We start from the raw sequence: 17,645 nt of genomic DNA, 5'->3' as shown, positions 1-17,645 counted from the left end.
CTCCTTGGAATTATTGTCGGAACGAAGACGCCTACGCCGCAGCGAACGGGGTGGCGTGCAGGGAGTGAGTTCGAGTATAGATGTGCAAACATCCAACAAGAATGCACAAAAAAACCGGATCAACATGCAAAAAGACCTGACCTCCCTCAGCGCGCTGAACTGGGACGACCTCAAGTTCTTCCTCGAAGTGGCGCGCACGCGCAAGGCCAGCAGCGCCGCCAAACGCCTGTCGGTGGACTACACCACGGTGTCGCGACGCGTCAGCTCGCTGGAAGGTGCCATGGGCACGCTGTTGTTCGAGAAGTCGCGCACCAACGGCTTCGTACTCACCGCCGAAGGTCAGCGCCTGCTGGGCTACGCCGAGTCGATCGAAAGCACCTTGCACATGGCCTGCGAACAGGTGTCCGGCTCCGGCGTGGCGTTGTCGGGGCATGTGCGCATGGGCTGCACCGAGGGCTTCGGCAGCTTCTTCGTCACCCCGCAACTGAGCCGCTTCGTCGACACCTGGCCAGCGATCTCGGTGGATATCCTGCCGCTGCCCCACTTCATCAGCCTGTCCAAGCGCGAGGCGGACATCGTCATCGCCCTGGAGCGCCCGGAGCACGGGCCGTATGTCTGCTGCAAGCTGTGCGACTACCGCCTGCGGCTGTATGCCACCCGGGAATACCTGGACAACCACGCGCCGATTGGCGAGGTGGCCGACCTGGCGCAGCACCCTTTCATCAGCTACGTCGACGACCTGGCCTTCAGTTCCGAGTTGCTGTACCTGGCGAACCTGATCCCCAACGCCCATGCCCACCTGCGCAGCACCAGCGTGATCGCCCAGTACACCGCCGCACTGCAAGGGCGTGGCCTGGCAATCCTGCCGTGCTTCCTGGCAGCGCAGGACGCGCGGCTGGTGACGGTGCTGGAAGATGAGGTCGAGGTGACACGGCAGTTCTGGATGTACTGCCGGGAGGATCTGCGCAAGTTGAAGCGCATCACCCTGCTGTGGGACTACATCCGCGAGGTGACTGAGGCAAATGCGCCGTTGCTGATGGGCCAGACGCGCGAGATGGTGTTCGCGCAGGACTGAGGGCGACGGGCGTTAGCCGCACACTCGTCTTTCAATTGGCGCCCACCACGATCGACACCCGCCGGTTCTCGGTACGGCCGGCGCTGGTGCGGTTGTCGGCCACCGGCTGGCGGCTGCCCAACCCGCGCGTCTGGATATCGCCTGGCGGCATACCGATCCCCACCAGCGCCTGCGCCACGCTCTGCGCACGGCGCTCGGACAACTGCTGGTTGTACGCCGCCTTGCCCGAGGCATCGGCATGACCATCGACGCGCACCCGCTGGATGCCCACCGACAGCAACGCGCGGCCAACGCGTTCGACGATTGCCTGGCTTTGCCCGTTGAGCCGGTCCAGATCGCTGCCGAACAGCACCTTGCCAGACAGATCGAACGCCCAGCCCTCTTCGCTGGGGGTAAAGCCCTCGCGCTGCAGCACAGCGATTTGCTCGGGACTCAGGCCGACGGGCGGCGCCGTCTTGCACGCACTCAACGCGGTCAGTGCCAGCAACAAAGCCAGCCAGGCGAGCGGCTGGCGGTAAAAAGGGTGTGTCACGGTTCAGCTCCTGTCATCGGGGTCCGTGGCCCAGTCACCACGCGCCGCTTGCCGGTGGCCGCGACGGCTGCGCTTGGCCTGGTACATCGCCGCATCGGCGGCATTGAGCAGACTGGCCGGGTCCTGGCCATCGTCCGGGTAGAAGGCGATACCGACACTCAACGCACTGGGCACGCGGCGGCCATCGTCGAGCTGGATCGGCAAGCGCATGCTGGCGACGATCTTGTCGGCGATGCGCTCGGCGTCTTCACGCGAGTGCAGCGGGGTCAGCAGCACGGCGAATTCATCGCCGCCCAGGCGCGCCACCAGGTCGTGCTCGCGCAATTGTGCGCGTACGCGACTGGCGACGTTGATCAGCACCTCGTCGCCCACCGCATGGCCGAGGCTGTCGTTGATCTGCTTGAAGTGATCGCTGTCGAGAAACAGCACCGCCATGTGGTCTTGAAGGCGGGCGGCGTTGCGCAGGCTGCGGTTGAGACGTCCTTCGAAGAACGCGCGGTTGGGCAGGCCGGTCAGGCTATCGTGGCTGGCCTGGTGAGCCAGGGTCGCGTTTTCGCTTTGCAGGTGGCTTTGCCAGACTTCCAGTTCGTCGAGCAGGGCATTGAAGTCGGTACCCAGTTCGTTGAGCTCGGCGATACGTGCCTCGGGGACGCGTCGGTCGAAACTGCGCTCGCGGCGGGCGGCGTGGGCGACGCTGGCCAGGCTGCGCAGCGGTCGGACGATATCGCCGAACAGACGGCGCGACAGGTGCAGGGCGACCAGCGTGCTGAGCAGGATGCAGCAGAGAATGCCGAACACCCCGCTGAGCAGGAAGCGCAGCAGGCTGCCGCCCTGCCCGGTCAGCTCGATATGCCCGACCGTGCGCTGCTGGTGGACGATGGGCCGATAGATGGGCTCGTCCAGCAAGGCCTTCGCCACCTGGCGCTCCAGCGGTGCAAGCAGCCCGGTGTCGTCGCGCTGCCAGTGCGCGAGCAGATCGCCGTCGAGGGCGAAGACCTTGGCGTCGGCGACCTCCTCGCTGCCTGCGATCACTGCCAGGGCCTCACTGGCGGCGGGGCTGTCGTCGAACACCACCGCGGCTTCCACGGTGTAGCTGATCGAGCGGGCGATCAGTTCCAGGTTGTGATTGGCATGCACACGCAGGGCGGCAACGCCGAGCAAGGTTCCCGAGATACCGGCCAGGCCGACCGCCAGCAGGGCGATGGCCAGATGGCCGCGGCCGAGTGCGGCGCGCAAGGTCGGCCGGCGTCTGCGCGTGAGGCGAGAGGTCATGGCTGCGCAGCCCGACGCCGCGACAATTGCAGCACGCTGGGATGAATACGCAAGCCGCTGCGCGCCACCGAGTCGAGGTTGACCGCGAAACTCACCTGCTCGTCCTCGACGCGCAGGCAGAACAGACTGCCGACCGTACACGGGTCGTCCGCCTCGCTGATGCTCAGCACCGGATGGCCGACCAGCGCGTTGAACAGCCGATCACGCTCACCCGTGTCGAGTCGACCGATATACACCGCATCGCAGGTCTCGGCGGTGCGGGGGTCGTCGGCCAGCAGACGACGCACCTGCAAGGGTTGCGATGCAGTCTGCAGCTCGCCCTTGATCAGGTCATCGGCGTACTCGGTGGGACCGATCAGGCACAGGCGCAAGGGCGCGGGCTCCACCGGCCACCGGGCGTAGCTGAAGATTCCCAGGACCACTTGGGTCACTGCCTTGGCGCGCTGTTGCACCTGCACCGCAGTGGCCGGCGCATACGCCCGCGCAGGCTCGGCGAACGACGACAGGGCGACGATCAACAGCGACAACGCACAGTTCGCCACCCGCCACCGAGGCGAGACAACCACTGACATCTAGGAAACTTCTCAAGTTAAATTCAGATGTGTCGCACGATAGCACAAGGCCGCGATGCCAAGGTATTGACGAATGTCAGATATTTTCCAGCGCAAGGCCAGAAATCCGTCGCACCTTGCGCTTGACGGCCTCCTCGAACACGCCGGCTCGCGGCTCGATCAAGCTGAAGCAGGCTTTGGCACGGGTGATACCGGTATAGATCAGCTCTTTGGTGAGTACTGGGTTCAGCGCATCGGGCAGCACCAGGGCGGTGTGACTGAATTCCGAACCCTGGGACTTGTGCACCGTCATGGCGAAGACGGTTTCCACCTCGTTGAGCCGGCTGGGCAGCACGAAGCGTACGCCGCCTGAACCGTCGTTGCGCGCGAATGCTACGCGCAGCGAGGTTTCACCCGTCTCGTCCGGCAGCCGCAGGGCAATGCCGATATCGCCATTCATCAAGCCCAGGCCGTAATCGTTGCGGGTGACCAGCACGGGTCGCCCCTCGTACCACGGCAGGCGTGTATCGATCAGGCCGGCGCCGTGCAGCACCCGCGCCACCCGTTCGTTCAGACCCTCCACACCCCAGGCACCGCGGCGCACGGCACACAGCAACTGGAAACCCTCGAAGCTGCCCAGCACCCGCGCCGCCCAGTGCTCCCAATCGCTCGCGTCAGCCGGTGTACCCGGTGCCGGCCGATGGCGGCCGAGGGTACGCAGGTAACTGCGGTAACCCTGGGGCCCCTCTTCGCCACGCCCCAGCCCCTCCAGCAACAGACGGTCGAAGGCCCGGTCGTGCTCGCCGCGCAGCGCCAGGCCGAACACATCGTCCGGCGGCAGGCTGAGCAGCGCGCGCGCCTGCTCGGCCTGCTGCAGGTTGACCCACCGTGCCAGCCGACCAATACCGCTGCCTTCACCGAAGCGCCGGGAGTGACGCAGCATCACCACCTGCTGCGCCAGGGCATGCTGCTGCGCATCGCCAGGCAGCAGCCCGCTGTCATGCAACGACTGGCCACCGACCTGCTCCAGCCAGGCCTGGGTCGCCGCCGTGTAGCGCCCCTCCTCGGCATAGCGACACAGATCGCCCAGCACCGCGCCGGCTTCCACCGACGCCAACTGGTCCTTGTCGCCGAGCAGCACCAGGCGCGCGCGGCTTGGCAAGGCGTCGAGCAGGTTGGCCATCATTTCCAGGTCGATCATCGACGCTTCATCCACCACCAGGACATCCAGCGGCAGCGGGTTACCGGCGTGGTGGCGGAAATGCCGCGAGCCGGGGCGACTGCCGAGCAGGCGGTGCACCGTGCTCACCTCGGTGGGAATCTGCGCACGCAGCGTAGCGTCCACCTGCAAGCGCTCGACTTGCTGACCGATGGACTCGGTCAGGCGCGCTGCCGCCTTGCCGGTGGGCGCCGCCAGGCGGATGCGCAAAGGCCTGCCCTGCTCCACTGCCGGGCCTTGGAGCAGGGCCAGCAAGCGCACCACGGTGGTGGTCTTGCCGGTCCCAGGGCCGCCGGTAACGATGCTGAAGGCGGCGCGGGTGGCCAGGGCGCAGGCGAGCTTCTGCCAGTCCACCTGGCCAGCCGGAGCACCGCCTTCGAACAACTGCGCCAGACGCGCCGGCAGGTCGTGGGGAATCGCTTCGTGGGTCGCGATGCGCTGCTGCAGCGAGTGGTCGACACGCCGCTCATAGCGCCAGTAGCGGCGTAGATACAGGCGCTGAGCACTGAGCACCAGCGGCCGCGCCTCATGCCCGGCGCTATCGCCATCGGCCACCAGTCCACTCGCTGCGATACGCTGCCGCCAGAGGGCGGGTTCGAGGGCGGCGAGCAGTTGTGAGGGCAGCAGCAACGGTCCGGCCAGGGCGTCGCCCTCCGGCGGCAGCGACAGCGCGAAGTCAGGCTCGGCCAGCGTCTGCTCCAGGTCCAGGCACACATGCCCATGCCCCAACTGATGACTGGCCAACGCCGCCGCCAGCAGCACCAACGGATCGCCGCCCGGCTCACGCTCCGCGAGAAAGCTGACGAACGCGCGATCCAGCGCACGCAACCAGCCGCGTTCGACCCACCGGTCCAACAGCGCCAGCAGATCGTGGCTGTCGGCAAGCGGCGCCAAGGCCGCCAGGTGCTCGGCCTGCAACGGGGTGGGCAACAGGTCGTCGAGGGTGCGGCTCATGGTGTGGCTCCGGCAAACAGGTCCTGCTGTTCGGGCTGGAGATCGCCGCGAAACAGCGCATCGAGCTGTTCGATCAGCTCACGGGGTGGCCGCACCGCGTACAGGCCGCGACCGGCACTGCCGGTGCCGCGCAGGAAAATGAACAGCGCGCCGCCGACATGGCGGTCGTAGTCATAGTCGGGCAGGCGCGCGCGCAGTTGGCGGTGCAGGGCCAGCAGGTACAGCACGTACTGCAGGTCGTAGCGATGATCGAGAATCGCCTGCTCCATGGCCAGGGCGTTGTAGGCATTGCCGTCCGGGCCGAGCCAATTGGATTTGTAGTCGGCCACGTAGTAGCGACCGTCCAGTTCGAAGGCCAGGTCGATGAAGCCTTTGAACATGCCATTGAGCTGACTGGCCAGTGCCGCCGGGCGCGCGGCGCCGCTGTGGGTGTGGCGCACGACGAGTTGGTCGAGACGGCGCACGTCGACCCGGTGGCTGGCAAACCAGAACTCCATCTCGATCTGGTACTGCTGCAGGTGCGCCAAGCGCAGCAGCGTACCCTCGGAAGCTAGCGGTAAGTCCTGAATGAGCAGGTGCTGCAACCATTGGCTGAGCGTGGGAATCCAGCCACTCCAGTCGCGACGATTGCAGCGCTGGCCCACGGTACGCTCGATCAACGCGGGCTGGCTGGCGATCTCGGCGAACCCCTCGCGGCCGGCCCATTCCAACAAGCCGTGGAGGAAGGTGCCGGGGTTCGGTCCGCGTGGGAAACGGTGGATATCACCGTTTTCCGGCGGCACCTCGCGCAGCAGTTGCGGATCGATGCTTTCGTCGTCGAGCAGTTGCTGGGCCTGGGAACTGTCGGCCAACACGTTCTGGTCACCCACGCGCAACGCACTGTAGGACGCAATCCACCACTGCTCCGTCGCCGCCCGTCGTGGCTTGAGTGCAGCTCGCCATTGCGTACCGTGACGCGGGGCCTGGTAGACCTGGTCATCGACCTCGGGCAGCGCTGGGCAGGCAATCGCAGCGCTTTGCGCGCACAGCGTCTGCAACCAGTCGGCCAACTGAGCGGAGTCGGACAGCGGCTGTCCGCCACCGAGCAGGTAGCCCAGGGCCGAGCGGTGCAACTGCGAGCTTTTCTGGTTGCCGCGCTTGAGGTCGGCCACCCCAAGCCAGCAGGCATGCTGGGCGCGGGTCAGGGCGACATAGAGCAGGCGCAGGTCTTCGGCCAGGCGTTCGTCATCGGCCAGGGCGATCTGTTCGGCTGTGGGGCTGAGGGTCAGCAATGGCTGACCGTCACGGTCGTGCCAGGCCAAGGGCAGGCGCTGACCGTCCACGGCCTTGCTGGTGCAGATGAACGGCAGGTAGACCAGCGGGTACTCCAGGCCTTTGGACTTGTGGATGGTCACCACCTTGACCAGTTGCTCGTCGCTTTCCAGGCGCAGGATCTGCTCCTCGCCCGCCTGCGCGGCATTGGCCAGTTGCTCGCTCAAATGACGAATCAGCGCCTGCTCGCCGTCCAGCTCGCCGGCCGCCTGCTGCAGCAGTTCGGCCAGGTGCAGCAGGTTGGTCAGCACACGCTCGCCATCGCTGCGGCCGATCAGGCTGCGCGGCAACTGGAAGTCGTGCAGCAGGCGACGCAGCATGGGCAGCACACCCTGGCGCTGCCAGGTTTCGCGATACAGGCGAAAGCGCATGACCCAGGCCTCCCAAACCCGCTCGTCTTGATTCAGACGCTCGAGCTCCATTAACGGCAGGTCCAGCGTCAGGCTGGCCAAGGCAGCCTTGAGCAGACGTTCGGCGTCGGGCTCGGCGCACGCCTTGAGCCAGGCCAGCAGGTCGTGAGCCTCTTGCGCGGCGAACACCGAATCCTTGTCGGACAGATAGACGCTGCGCACGCCGCGCGCAGTCAGCGCGCTGCGGATCATCTGCGCTTCGCGGCCATCGCGCACCAGAATGGCGATGTCCGACGGACGGCAGCCACGTAACGCACCCTGTTCATCAGCGAAGCCACTCACCCCGAGCTGGCCGCCCATGAGCAACGCCACGATATGGCTGGCGCAGCGCGCCGCCAATTGCTGACGGTACTGGCTGCTGGACAGCGGTTCGTCGCTGGGCAGGTGCCAGCACTGCAACGCGGCGCACGCTTGACCGTCGATCAGCAGGCGTTCGCTGCGGCCCTTGGCGCGCACTTCGACGAAGGGCAGCGGGTTGTCATCGGCCTCGCGGAACAGGAAGGCACCGCGCCCCTGCGCACGCCGCTCGGCCAACAGGAAGGTGCTGTTGACCGCCTGGACCATGGCCTGGCTGGAGCGGTAGTTGGTGTCCAGGCTGTGCAGGCGTCCGGCAGTGGCTCGCCGGGCGTCCAGGTAGGTGAAGATATCGGCGCCGCGGAAAGCGTAGATCGCCTGCTTGGGGTCGCCGATCATGAACAGGCCGGTTTCGCGACGATTCTCGGCAATGCGATAGATGCGCTCGAAGATGCCGTACTGCACCGGGTCGGTGTCCTGGAACTCATCGATCAGCGCCACCGGGAACTGCTCGCGAATCAGCCCGGCCAAACGTTCGCCGGCCTCGCCACGCAAGGCCTGTTCCAGGCGCAGGAGCATGTCGTCGAAGCCCATTTCCGCGCGTCGGCGTTTTTCCACCTCGAAGCGCGCCGCGACCCAGCCGGCGGCATGCCCAAGCACTGCCGCATCGGGGCCGGGTAACGCCTGCAATTGAGCGCGCAGCTCGGTCATGGCTTGCAGTGCCGGGTGCTCGGGCGGTTGGCCGGACTTCCAGGCTTCGGCCATCCCGTCCGGGGTCAAGCGGGTGAAGCCCGTACCCAGGTCGAGCTCCATGAGCTGATCATCGCCGGCCCAGGTGCGCAGCTTGTCGAACCAGGGCTCGAAGAAGCGCGCCTGTAGCTTGCGCCCGTCAGCCTGCTTGGCGGCCACCGCTGCGCGACAGATCTCCTGCAACTCATCGGCCCATCGCGCCCAGGGCGCCTTGAGCGCCTGCAGTTGCTGCTGGCGTTGCGCCAGGGCGGCGTCGATCAGCGCTTGCGGCTCAGGGCCTTCGACGTCAGCGGGAAAGCGCCCGAACAGCGGGCGGATACGCGGCAGCAATGCATCCGGGCTGAGCCAATGGCTGCGCACCCAGGCCAGCGCCTCGCCGTGCATGCCATAGCAGAAGCGCCGCCAGTAATCGCGCATGACTTGGCCGAGCAGTTCACTGTGATCGATCTCCAGGCTCTGGGTGAACAGGCTGCCGCTGTCGAAGGCATGCTCGCGCAGCATGCGCTGACACCAGCCATGGATGGTCGAGACCGCCGCTTCGTCCATCCACTGCACCGCCACTTCCAGGCGACTGGCGCACCGCGGCCAGTGGTCGTGTGGATAGTCGTCGCGCAGTTGATACAGCAAGGGGTCGGCGCCGTCCAACTCTCCACGGAAAAAGCGCGCCGCCTCGGCCAGGCGTGTGCGAATGCGCTCGCGCAGCTCCTTGGTGGCGGCATCGGTGAAGGTCACCACAAGGATCTGCGGAGGCAGCAATTCGCGGCCAAAGCCGTGTTCGCCGCCGTGGCCCAGAATCAGGCGCAGGTAGAGTGCGGAGATGGTGAAGGTCTTGCCGGTGCCGGCACTGGCTTCGATCAGTTGGCTGCCGTGCAGGGGAAAGCTCAGGGCCAGAGGCCGGGCCTGGGTCATGCGGCGGTCTCCGGCGAGTCCTGGGTTTTCCAGGCGGCAGTGAACAGAGGTCGATACAGGGCTTCGCACCAGCCTTCGAAGGTTTCGTCGGCCGTGAGTGCGGCGAAGTCGCGGAACTGACGGATCAGCGCAAGGCTTTCGCTGCGCTCGCCGAAACTGTTCTGGCCATCGCCTTCGTAGGCCTTCGCCGCAGCGGCCTGGGCTTTGTCCGGGTCTGACTGAGCGAGCCAGGCGAAAGCGGTTTTCGGCGCCACCGGCAGGGGCGCATTCATGCCCGCTTGACGCGCGACCAGCAGGTCGGCGAGCAGATCGCTGGCCTGGGCGGTGGGCAGAGGCGCGAGCAGCAGGGTCTGGTCGCTGGCCACCAGCGCGGTGTGCAGTGGATAACCCACGGCGCAGGCGGCAAGGTGCATGACCCACGCCGGGATCAAGCGATGCCACTTAAGGCTGTTGCGCCCGGCGCCGAGGCTGTTCGGGACGGTGGTAATGCTCAGCAAGTCCTCGCCATCGCCTTGATAGACACGGCCCAACCAACCTTCCAGGCGCAGGGCGCCACGCTCGAAACGAATCGGCAGCGCACCTTCGACCACGCGGGGCCAGCGCTGCAATAGTTGGCGGTGCCGTGTCAGCAAATCAGGCAGTGGCTGGATCAGTTCAACCTGCAGCGACTCGCCAAAGCCCGCCAACGGCAGCAGCCCACAGGCTTGCAAGCGCCGCGCTTGGCTATGCAAGGCCTGCTCCGGGTCGTCAGTCGCGGTCAGTGCGGCATCGAGCAGGCGCTCGCTCAGGCTGTAGCGCTGCAGGGCATCCAGCACGAAGGGCTCTTCGTCGGGAGTGGGCGCTTGCAGGGCTTCGAAAAACACTTTGAGCCGCTGACTGAAGAAATGCCTCACCGGATGACGGAGAAAGTCCTGCAACTGGGTCAGGGTCAGCGGCTCTTCGCTCTCGTACGCTGGCAGTACCAGGGTGTCCGGGATCGCTGTTTGATCAGGCTGGTGCAACACCTGCCACTCGTGGGCATAGCTGAACAGCGGGCTGTCCTTCTGGAAGTAGCGCTGACTGAACGGCTGCAACGGATGTTCCTGGGTGAGCGCGTGCAGCAATTGTTGACCAGAATCGTCGCGTTCGCCCTGCTCGGCACCGGCCAACTGCCAGCCGGCGGCGAGGTGATCGCGCAATTGACCGATCAATACCGACGCCGGGCGCTCGCTGTTGTCGCGGATACTGCGCCCGACCCAACTGACATACAGCTGATCGCGGGCCGAGAGCAGCGCTTCGAGCAGCAAGTAGCGGTCGTCCTCGCGTCGTGAGCGATCGCCGGGTCGGTAGTCGCTGGCCATCAGATCGAAATCCAACGGCGGCTGGGCGCGCGGGTAATCGCCGTCGTTCATGCCCAGCAGGCAGACGATGCGGAAGGGAATGGCGCGCATGGGCATCAGTGTGCAGAAATTCACCGAGCCAGCCAGGAAGCGTTGCGACAACTTGCCTTGATCGAGACCCGACAACCAGGCCTCGCGCACGACCGTCAGGGGCAGTTGTTCGTCCAAGCCGACCGTTTCGCAGGTTTCCAGCCAGGTGTCGCGCAGGTCCTGCAACTCGACCAGCAGCAGTTCGTCATGTTCTTCCTCGGCCAGGAAGAACACCTGCAGCAGGGCATGCAGGCGCGCGCCCCACTGCTGAACGCTGGCAGGTTCGGCGAGGTGCTGGCAGGCCACTTCCAACGCATCCAGCAAGGCGACCAGCGGACCGATCAGGGCGGCATCGAGGCCGCCGATCTCATCGAACGGCTCGATGCCGTCACAGCCTTCACCGACACCTACCGCATAGCCCAGCAGCATACGCCGCAAGCCGAATCGCCAACTGTTCTGTTCCAGCCCCTCCGGCAGGCCGAGGCTGGCTCGCTGCTCGCCGCTCAGGCCCCAACGGATGCCTGCGCCTTCGATCCAGCGGTGCAAGGTCGGCAGGTCGCTTTGCTTGATGCCGAAGCGTGCGCGCAGCGCGGGCACGTCAAGCAGGTCGAGGATCTCGCTGACGGCAAAGCGGCTGTCGGGCAGCTTGAGCAGGTGCTCCAGGGCGATGAGCAGCGGATCGCGGCCACGCTGGCCCTGGTCGGTGAGGGTGAAGGGGATGTAGCGCGGGTCATGGCGGTCGAGTTGACCGAACACGGCGCGGATATGCGGGGCATAGTCGTCGATGGCCGGTAGCATGACGATGACATCGCGTGGGCGCAGCGTCGGGTCGTTGCTGAACCGAGCGAGCAGTTGATCGTGCAGGATCTCGACCTCGCGCTGCGGACTGTGCGCCACGTGAAAACGAATCGAGCGGTCGCTCGCGGCATTGACGGCCGGCCAGGTTTCGCGGGTTTCCGAAAGCGGGCGCAACTCGAGGATGTCGTCCTGCAACTGATTGAGCAACGTCAGCGGTTGCGCCTCGCTGAACAAGTCGATACGGCCGTCGCTGAAGACACCACGGTAGCTGCCAGGGTCATCGTAGCTGTCGAGCAGGTTGATGTAGTCACGGCCTTGCTTGCCCCAGGCGGCCAACAGGGGATGGGCGTGCTGATGAAGCGCCTCATCGTCCAGTTGCAGCGGCATGCTGTGTTTACGCTGCAGACGCTTGTACTGATGCCGGAGCAGGTCCTTGTCGGCGACGATGTCGCCCCAGTGGTGGCGGCAGGGGTTGTGTACGCACAGCAGCACTTGGCTGAAGCGGGCCAGACCGGCCAGTGCTTCGAGGGTTTGGGCGGGCAGCGATGAGATACCGAACACCATCACCCGCGCAGGCAATCCCGGGGGCGCGTGCTCCAAGGCATCGACTCGCTCGATGAAGCGCTGATGCACACCGGCGCGGCTTTGCGCCATGCCCTCTGCTCCGACATCGTCCAGCAGCGCCCGCCACAATTCGGCCTGCCAGCGATTGCCGTCCGCCAAAGGCTTGCGCTCGCCACGGGCGGTGTTGAGTACGTGGTGGCCTGAGGCCCAGTCTTTGAGCCAATCGGCGCGATAGACCTGGTATTGGTCGAACAGGTCGGCCAGACGTTCAGCCAACTGGTAGCGTTTGCGCAGGTCCGTGTCGTCAGTGAGGAAGCGTTTGAGCGGCTCGAAATGGGGGCGCTCGATCAGGGCCGGCAGCAGGCGCATCAGGCGCCAGGTCAATGGGGCTTTGTCGAGCAGCGAAACTTCTGGAATCTGATCACGGCCCAGCACGCGACGGTAGAGTTGCCACATGAAACTGCCGGGCAACTGCACATCGATCGCGGCCGCGATACCGCAGCCGCCCTGGTCATCGTCTTCAGGGTCTTCGGCCAATGCGAGCTTGAGCCATTGGGCGATGCCGTTGCTCTGCACCAGGGCGATTTCGTTTTCCAGCGGAGCCAACGGGTAATTACGCATGACGCTCACCACCAGGCTGCGCAGCTCGTCGAGGCGGTTGCCCTGAACGATCATGAAACCGGGTTGCAGTGAGGTGGTGGTGGCCATTGCGGGTTCTCTGGAAAACGGATTCGCTGACGGAACCATACTGGGTGGCGAGAGTGGCAGCAATGCGCCTCTTGGAATGGCCTTGTTTTGAGGGTCGTGAAAAGACAAAACCCCTACCTGCTCACGCAGATAGGGGTTTTGCGAAATGAATCTTGACGATGACCTACTCTCACATGGGGAAACCCCACACTACCATCGGCGATGCATCGTTTCACTGCTGAGTTCGGGATGGGATCAGGTGGTTCCAATGCTCTATGGTCGTCAAGAAATTCGGTTGCCAGTGCGTCCTTACGGACACCCCAGCCTATTCGGATATGTGATTCTGTGGTTCGTCGCGAACTTTCGGTTCTCTCGTCTTCACCACCACAATTCGGCGCTCACGCTCAAATTGCTTGGGTGTTATATGGTCAAGCCTCACGGGCAATTAGTATGGGTTAGCTCAACGCCTCACAGCGCTTACACACCCCACCTATCAACGTCGTAGTCTTCGACGGCCCTTCAGGGGATTCTAGATCCCAGTGAGATCTCATCTTGAGGCAAGTTTCCCGCTTAGATGCTTTCAGCGGTTATCTCTTCCGAACATAGCTACCCGGCAATGCCACTGGCGTGACAACCGGAACACCAGAGGTTCGTCCACTCCGGTCCTCTCGTACTAGGAGCAGCCCCTCTCAAATCTCAAACGTCCACGGCAGATAGGGACCGAACTGTCTCACGACGTTCTAAACCCAGCTCGCGTACCACTTTAAATGGCGAACAGCCATACCCTTGGGACCGGCTTCAGCCCCAGGATGTGATGAGCCGACATCGAGGTGCCAAACACCGCCGTCGATATGAACTCTTGGGCGGTATCAGCCTGTTATCCCCGGAGTACCTTTTATCCGTTGAGCGATGGCCCTTCCATACAGAACCACCGGATCACTAAGACCTACTTTCGTACCTGCTCGACGTGTCTGTCTCGCAGTCAAGCGCGCTTTTGCCTTTATACTCTACGACCGATTTCCGACCGGTCTGAGCGCACCTTCGTACTCCTCCGTTACTCTTTGGGAGGAGACCGCCCCAGTCAAACTACCCACCATACACTGTCCTCGATCCGGATCACGGACCTGAGTTAGAACCTCAAGGTTGCCAGGGTGGTATTTCAAGGATGGCTCCATGAGAACTGGCGTCCCCACTTCAAAGCCTCCCACCTATCCTACACAAGCAAGCTCAAAGTCCAGTGCAAAGCTATAGTAAAGGTTCACGGGGTCTTTCCGTCTAGCCGCGGATACACTGCATCTTCACAGCGATTTCAATTTCACTGAGTCTCGGGTGGAGACAGCGCCGCCATCGTTACGCCATTCGTGCAGGTCGGAACTTACCCGACAAGGAATTTCGCTACCTTAGGACCGTTATAGTTACGGCCGCCGTTTACCGGGGCTTCGATCAAGAGCTTCGCTTGCGCTAACCCCATCAATTAACCTTCCGGCACCGGGCAGGCGTCACACCCTATACGTCCACTTTCGTGTTTGCAGAGTGCTGTGTTTTTAATAAACAGTCGCAGCGGCCTGGTATCTTCGACCGGCATGGGCTTATGGAGCAAGTCCTTCACCCTCGCCGGCGCACCTTCTCCCGAAGTTACGGTGCCATTTTGCCTAGTTCCTTCACCCGAGTTCTCTCAAGCGCCTTGGTATTCTCTACCTAACCACCTGTGTCGGTTTGGGGTACGGTTCCCAGTTATCTGAAGCTTAGGAGCTTTTCTTGGAAGCATGGCATCAACCACTTCGTCGCCTAAAGGCAACTCGTCATCAGCTCTCGGCCTTGAAATCCCGGATTTGCCTAAGATTTCAGCCTACCACCTTAAACCTGGACAACCAACGCCAGGCTGGCCTAGCCTTCTCCGTCCCTCCATCGCAATAACTGCAAGTACAGGAATATTAACCTGTTTTCCATCGACTACGCTTTTCAGCCTCGCCTTAGGGACCGACTAACCCTGCGTCGATTAACGTTGCGCAGGAAACCTTGGTCTTTCGGCGTGCGAGTTTTTCACTCGCATTGTCGTTACTCATGTCAGCATTCGCACTTCTGATACCTCCAGCAAGCTTCTCAACTCACCTTCACAGGCTTACAGAACGCTCCTCTACCGCATCACCAAAGGTGATACCCGTAGCTTCGGTGCATGGTTTGAGCCCCGTTACATCTTCCGCGCAGGCCGACTCGACTAGTGAGCTATTACGCTTTCTTTAAAGGATGGCTGCTTCTAAGCCAACCTCCTAGCTGTCTAAGCCTTCCCACATCGTTTCCCACTTAACCATGACTTTGGGACCTTAGCTGACGGTCTGGGTTGTTTCCCTTTTCACGACGGACGTTAGCACCCGCCGTGTGTCTCCCATGCTCGGCACTTGCTGGTATTCGGAGTTTGCATCGGTTTGGTAAGTCGGGATGACCCCCTAGCCGAAACAGTGCTCTACCCCCAGCAGTGATACATGAGGCGCTACCTAAATAGCTTTCGAGGAGAACCAGCTATCTCCGAGCTTGATTAGCCTTTCACTCCGATCCACAGGTCATCCGCTAACTTTTCAACGGTAGTCGGTTCGGTCCTCCAGTCAGTGTTACCTAACCTTCAACCTGCCCATGGATAGATCGCCCGGTTTCGGGTCTATACCCAGCGACTAAGCGCCCTATTAAGACTCGCTTTCGCTACGCCTCCCCTATTCGGTTAAGCTCGCCACTGAATATAAGTCGCTGACCCATTATACAAAAGGTACGCAGTCACCTAACAAAGTAGGCTCCCACTGCTTGTACGCATACGGTTTCAGGTTCTATTTCACTCCCCTCTCCGGGTTCTTTTCGCCTTTCCCTCACGGTACTGGTTCACTATCGGTCAGTCAGTAGTATTTAGCCTTGGAGGATGGTCCCCCCATGTTCAGACAAAGTTTCTCGTGCTCCGTCCTACTCGATTTCATTGAAAAGAGACTTTCGTGTACGGGGCTATCACCCACTATGGCCGCACTTTCCAGAGCGTTCCACTAATCTCAAATCAACTTAAGGGCTGGTCCCCGTTCGCTCGCCACTACTAAGGGAATCTCGGTTGATTTCTATTCCTCAGGGTACTTAGATGTTTCAGTTCCCCTGGTTCGCCTCTTGCACCTATGGATTCAGTACAAGATACCTAGGTTATCCTAGGTGGGTTCCCCCATTCAGAGATCTCTGGATCACAGTCTGTTTGCCGACTCCCCAAAGCTTATCGCAGGCTACCACGTCTTTCATCGCCTCTGACTGCCAAGGCATCCACCGTATGCGCTTCTTCACTTGACCATATAACCCCAAGCAATCTGGTTATACTGTGAAGACGACATTCGCCGAAAATTCGCACGTCGCTCTTTCGAGCAGAACTCACAAATTTTACCTCAGCCTGATTTCCAGCAGTGAAACTGGTCATCAGTCTGTATCTATCACATATCCGAATTTTTAAAGAACGATCTGGCAAAAGCCAGAAATCAACATTCCAACGCGGCGTCAACACGACGCGCGAATGCTCATTTCTGAGTTCTAACAGTGCTGTACAAAGGTGGTGGAGCCAAGCGGGATCGAACCGCTGACCTCCTGCGTGCAAGGCAGGCGCTCTCCCAGCTGAGCTATGGCCCCGTGTATCTGCTACATCTCGTAGGCCGCACCAAGTAATTGGTAGGTCTGGGCAGATTTGAACTGCCGACCTCACCCTTATCAGGGGTGCGCTCTAACCAACTGAGCTACAGACCTATAACAGGGTCGCGTTACAGCATCGTCTTTTCACAATGAATCAAGCAATTCGTGTGGGAGCTCATCAGCAGGCTGATGTCTTCGATTAAGGAGGTGATCCAGCCGCAGGTTCCCCTACGGCTACCTTGTTACGACTTCACCCCAGTCATGAATCACACCGTGGTAACCGTCCCCCGAAGGTTAGACTAGCTACTTCTGGTGCAACCCACTCCCATGGTGTGACGGGCGGTGTGTACAAGGCCCGGGAACGTATTCACCGCGACATTCTGATTCGCGATTACTAGCGATTCCGACTTCACGCAGTCGAGTTGCAGACTGCGATCCGGACTACGATCGGTTTTGTGAGATTAGCTCCACCTCGCGGCTTGGCAACCCTCTGTACCGACCATTGTAGCACGTGTGTAGCCCAGGCCGTAAGGGCCATGATGACTTGACGTCATCCCCACCTTCCTCCGGTTTGTCACCGGCAGTCTCCTTAGAGTGCCCACCATAACGTGCTGGTAACTAAGGACAAGGGTTGCGCTCGTTACGGGACTTAACCCAACATCTCACGACACGAGCTGACGACAGCCATGCAGCACCTGTGTCAGAGTTCCCGAAGGCACCAATCCATCTCTGGAAAGTTCTCTGCATGTCAAGGCCTGGTAAGGTTCTTCGCGTTGCTTCGAATTAAACCACATGCTCCACCGCTTGTGCGGGCCCCCCGTCAATTCATTTGAGTTTTAACCTTGCGGCCGTACTCCCCAGGCGGTCAACTTAATGCGTTAGCTGCGCCACTAAAATCTCAAGGATTCCAACGGCTAGTTGACATCGTTTACGGCGTGGACTACCAGGGTATCTAATCCTGTTTGCTCCCCACGCTTTCGCACCTCAGTGTCAGTATCAGTCCAGGTGGTCGCCTTCGCCACTGGTGTTCCTTCCTATATCTACGCATTTCACCGCTACACAGGAAATTCCACCACCCTCTACCGTACTCTAGCTTGCCAGTTTTGGATGCAGTTCCCAGGTTGAGCCCGGGCTTTCACATCCAACTTAACAAACCACCTACGCGCGCTTTACGCCCAGTAATTCCGATTAACGCTTGCACCCTCTGTATTACCGCGGCTGCTGGCACAGAGTTAGCCGGTGCTTATTCTGTCGGTAACGTCAAA

At 62.1% G+C, this 17,645-nt stretch carries 7 protein-coding genes, 2 tRNA genes and 3 rRNA genes; 1 reads left to right on the top strand and 11 read right to left on the bottom strand.

Annotated elements, in window-relative coordinates; all coding sequences use genetic code 11:
• Window positions 1-124: 124 nt before the first annotated feature.
• A complete protein-coding gene (locus tag NJ69_RS00060; protein WP_039575041.1) occupies window positions 125-1,075 on the top strand; it encodes a LysR family transcriptional regulator in 951 nt (316 codons plus the stop codon).
• Window positions 1,076-1,106: 31 nt separating this feature from the next.
• Here NJ69_RS00060 and NJ69_RS00055 read toward each other — a convergent pair whose 3' ends face one another.
• The 11 genes from NJ69_RS00055 to NJ69_RS00005 form a co-directional block, all read right to left on the bottom strand.
• On the bottom strand, window positions 1,107-1,607 hold the full coding sequence (locus NJ69_RS00055; RefSeq protein ID WP_052191951.1) for an OmpA family protein: 501 nt from the start codon (window positions 1,605-1,607) through the stop codon (window positions 1,107-1,109).
• 3 nt (window positions 1,608-1,610) lie between these two features.
• Window positions 1,611-2,879, bottom strand: coding sequence for a diguanylate cyclase domain-containing protein (locus NJ69_RS00050; protein ID WP_039575039.1), 1,269 nt, complete (start codon window positions 2,877-2,879; stop codon window positions 1,611-1,613).
• Window positions 2,876-3,451, bottom strand: a complete 576-nt coding sequence (locus tag NJ69_RS00045) for a YfiR family protein (protein WP_369811554.1) — start codon at window positions 3,449-3,451, stop codon at window positions 2,876-2,878. The genes NJ69_RS00050 and NJ69_RS00045 overlap by 4 nt, the downstream gene beginning before the upstream one ends.
• Window positions 3,452-3,527: 76 nt before the next feature.
• Window positions 3,528-5,603, bottom strand: coding sequence for an exodeoxyribonuclease V subunit alpha (recD, locus tag NJ69_RS00040; RefSeq protein ID WP_039575037.1), 2,076 nt, complete (start codon window positions 5,601-5,603; stop codon window positions 3,528-3,530).
• Window positions 5,600-9,277, bottom strand: coding sequence for an exodeoxyribonuclease V subunit beta (recB, locus tag NJ69_RS00035; protein ID WP_039575035.1), 3,678 nt, complete (start codon window positions 9,275-9,277; stop codon window positions 5,600-5,602). Before recB ends, recD begins: the two co-directional genes overlap by 4 nt.
• Window positions 9,274-12,756 (bottom strand): exodeoxyribonuclease V subunit gamma, encoded by a 3,483-nt coding sequence (gene recC, locus NJ69_RS00030; RefSeq protein ID WP_039575033.1) that lies wholly within the window; start codon window positions 12,754-12,756, stop codon window positions 9,274-9,276. The genes recB and recC overlap by 4 nt, the downstream gene beginning before the upstream one ends.
• 150 nt (window positions 12,757-12,906) lie before the next feature.
• A 5S ribosomal RNA gene (gene rrf, locus NJ69_RS00025) occupies window positions 12,907-13,022 on the bottom strand.
• Window positions 13,023-13,159: 137 nt separating this feature from the next.
• Window positions 13,160-16,050, bottom strand: a 23S ribosomal RNA gene (locus tag NJ69_RS00020).
• A gap of 254 nt (window positions 16,051-16,304) precedes the next feature.
• Window positions 16,305-16,380 (bottom strand) — tRNA-Ala (locus NJ69_RS00015).
• Window positions 16,381-16,417: 37 nt separating this feature from the next.
• Window positions 16,418-16,494: transfer RNA gene (locus NJ69_RS00010), tRNA-Ile, on the bottom strand.
• Window positions 16,495-16,580: 86 nt separating this feature from the next.
• A 16S ribosomal RNA gene (locus tag NJ69_RS00005) occupies window positions 16,581-17,645 on the bottom strand.
• The 16S, 23S and 5S rRNA genes sit together here with 2 tRNA genes alongside, the layout of an rRNA operon.

Origin of the sequence: Pseudomonas parafulva, from assembly GCF_000800255.1 — a bacterium.
Lineage (GTDB): Bacteria > Pseudomonadota > Gammaproteobacteria > Pseudomonadales > Pseudomonadaceae > Aquipseudomonas > Aquipseudomonas boreofloridensis.
Note: the sequence above shows the minus strand (reverse complement) of the source record. Positions and strands in the feature narration are given on the sequence as shown.

What these genes read in the sequence shown, in the direction of transcription:
- NJ69_RS00060 (WP_039575041.1), top strand. Translation starts at nt 125, where the DNA reads ATGCAAAAAGACCTGACCTCCCTCAGCGCGCTGAACTGGGACGACCTC.
- NJ69_RS00050 (WP_039575039.1), bottom strand. Translation starts at nt 2,879, where the DNA reads ATGACCTCTCGCCTCACGCGCAGACGCCGGCCGACCTTGCGCGCCGCA.
- NJ69_RS00045 (WP_369811554.1), bottom strand. Translation starts at nt 3,451, where the DNA reads ATGTCAGTGGTTGTCTCGCCTCGGTGGCGGGTGGCGAACTGTGCGTTG.
- recD (WP_039575037.1), bottom strand. Translation starts at nt 5,603, where the DNA reads ATGAGCCGCACCCTCGACGACCTGTTGCCCACCCCGTTGCAGGCCGAG.
- recB (WP_039575035.1), bottom strand. Translation starts at nt 9,277, where the DNA reads ATGACCCAGGCCCGGCCTCTGGCCCTGAGCTTTCCCCTGCACGGCAGC.
- recC (WP_039575033.1), bottom strand. Translation starts at nt 12,756, where the DNA reads ATGGCCACCACCACCTCACTGCAACCCGGTTTCATGATCGTTCAGGGC.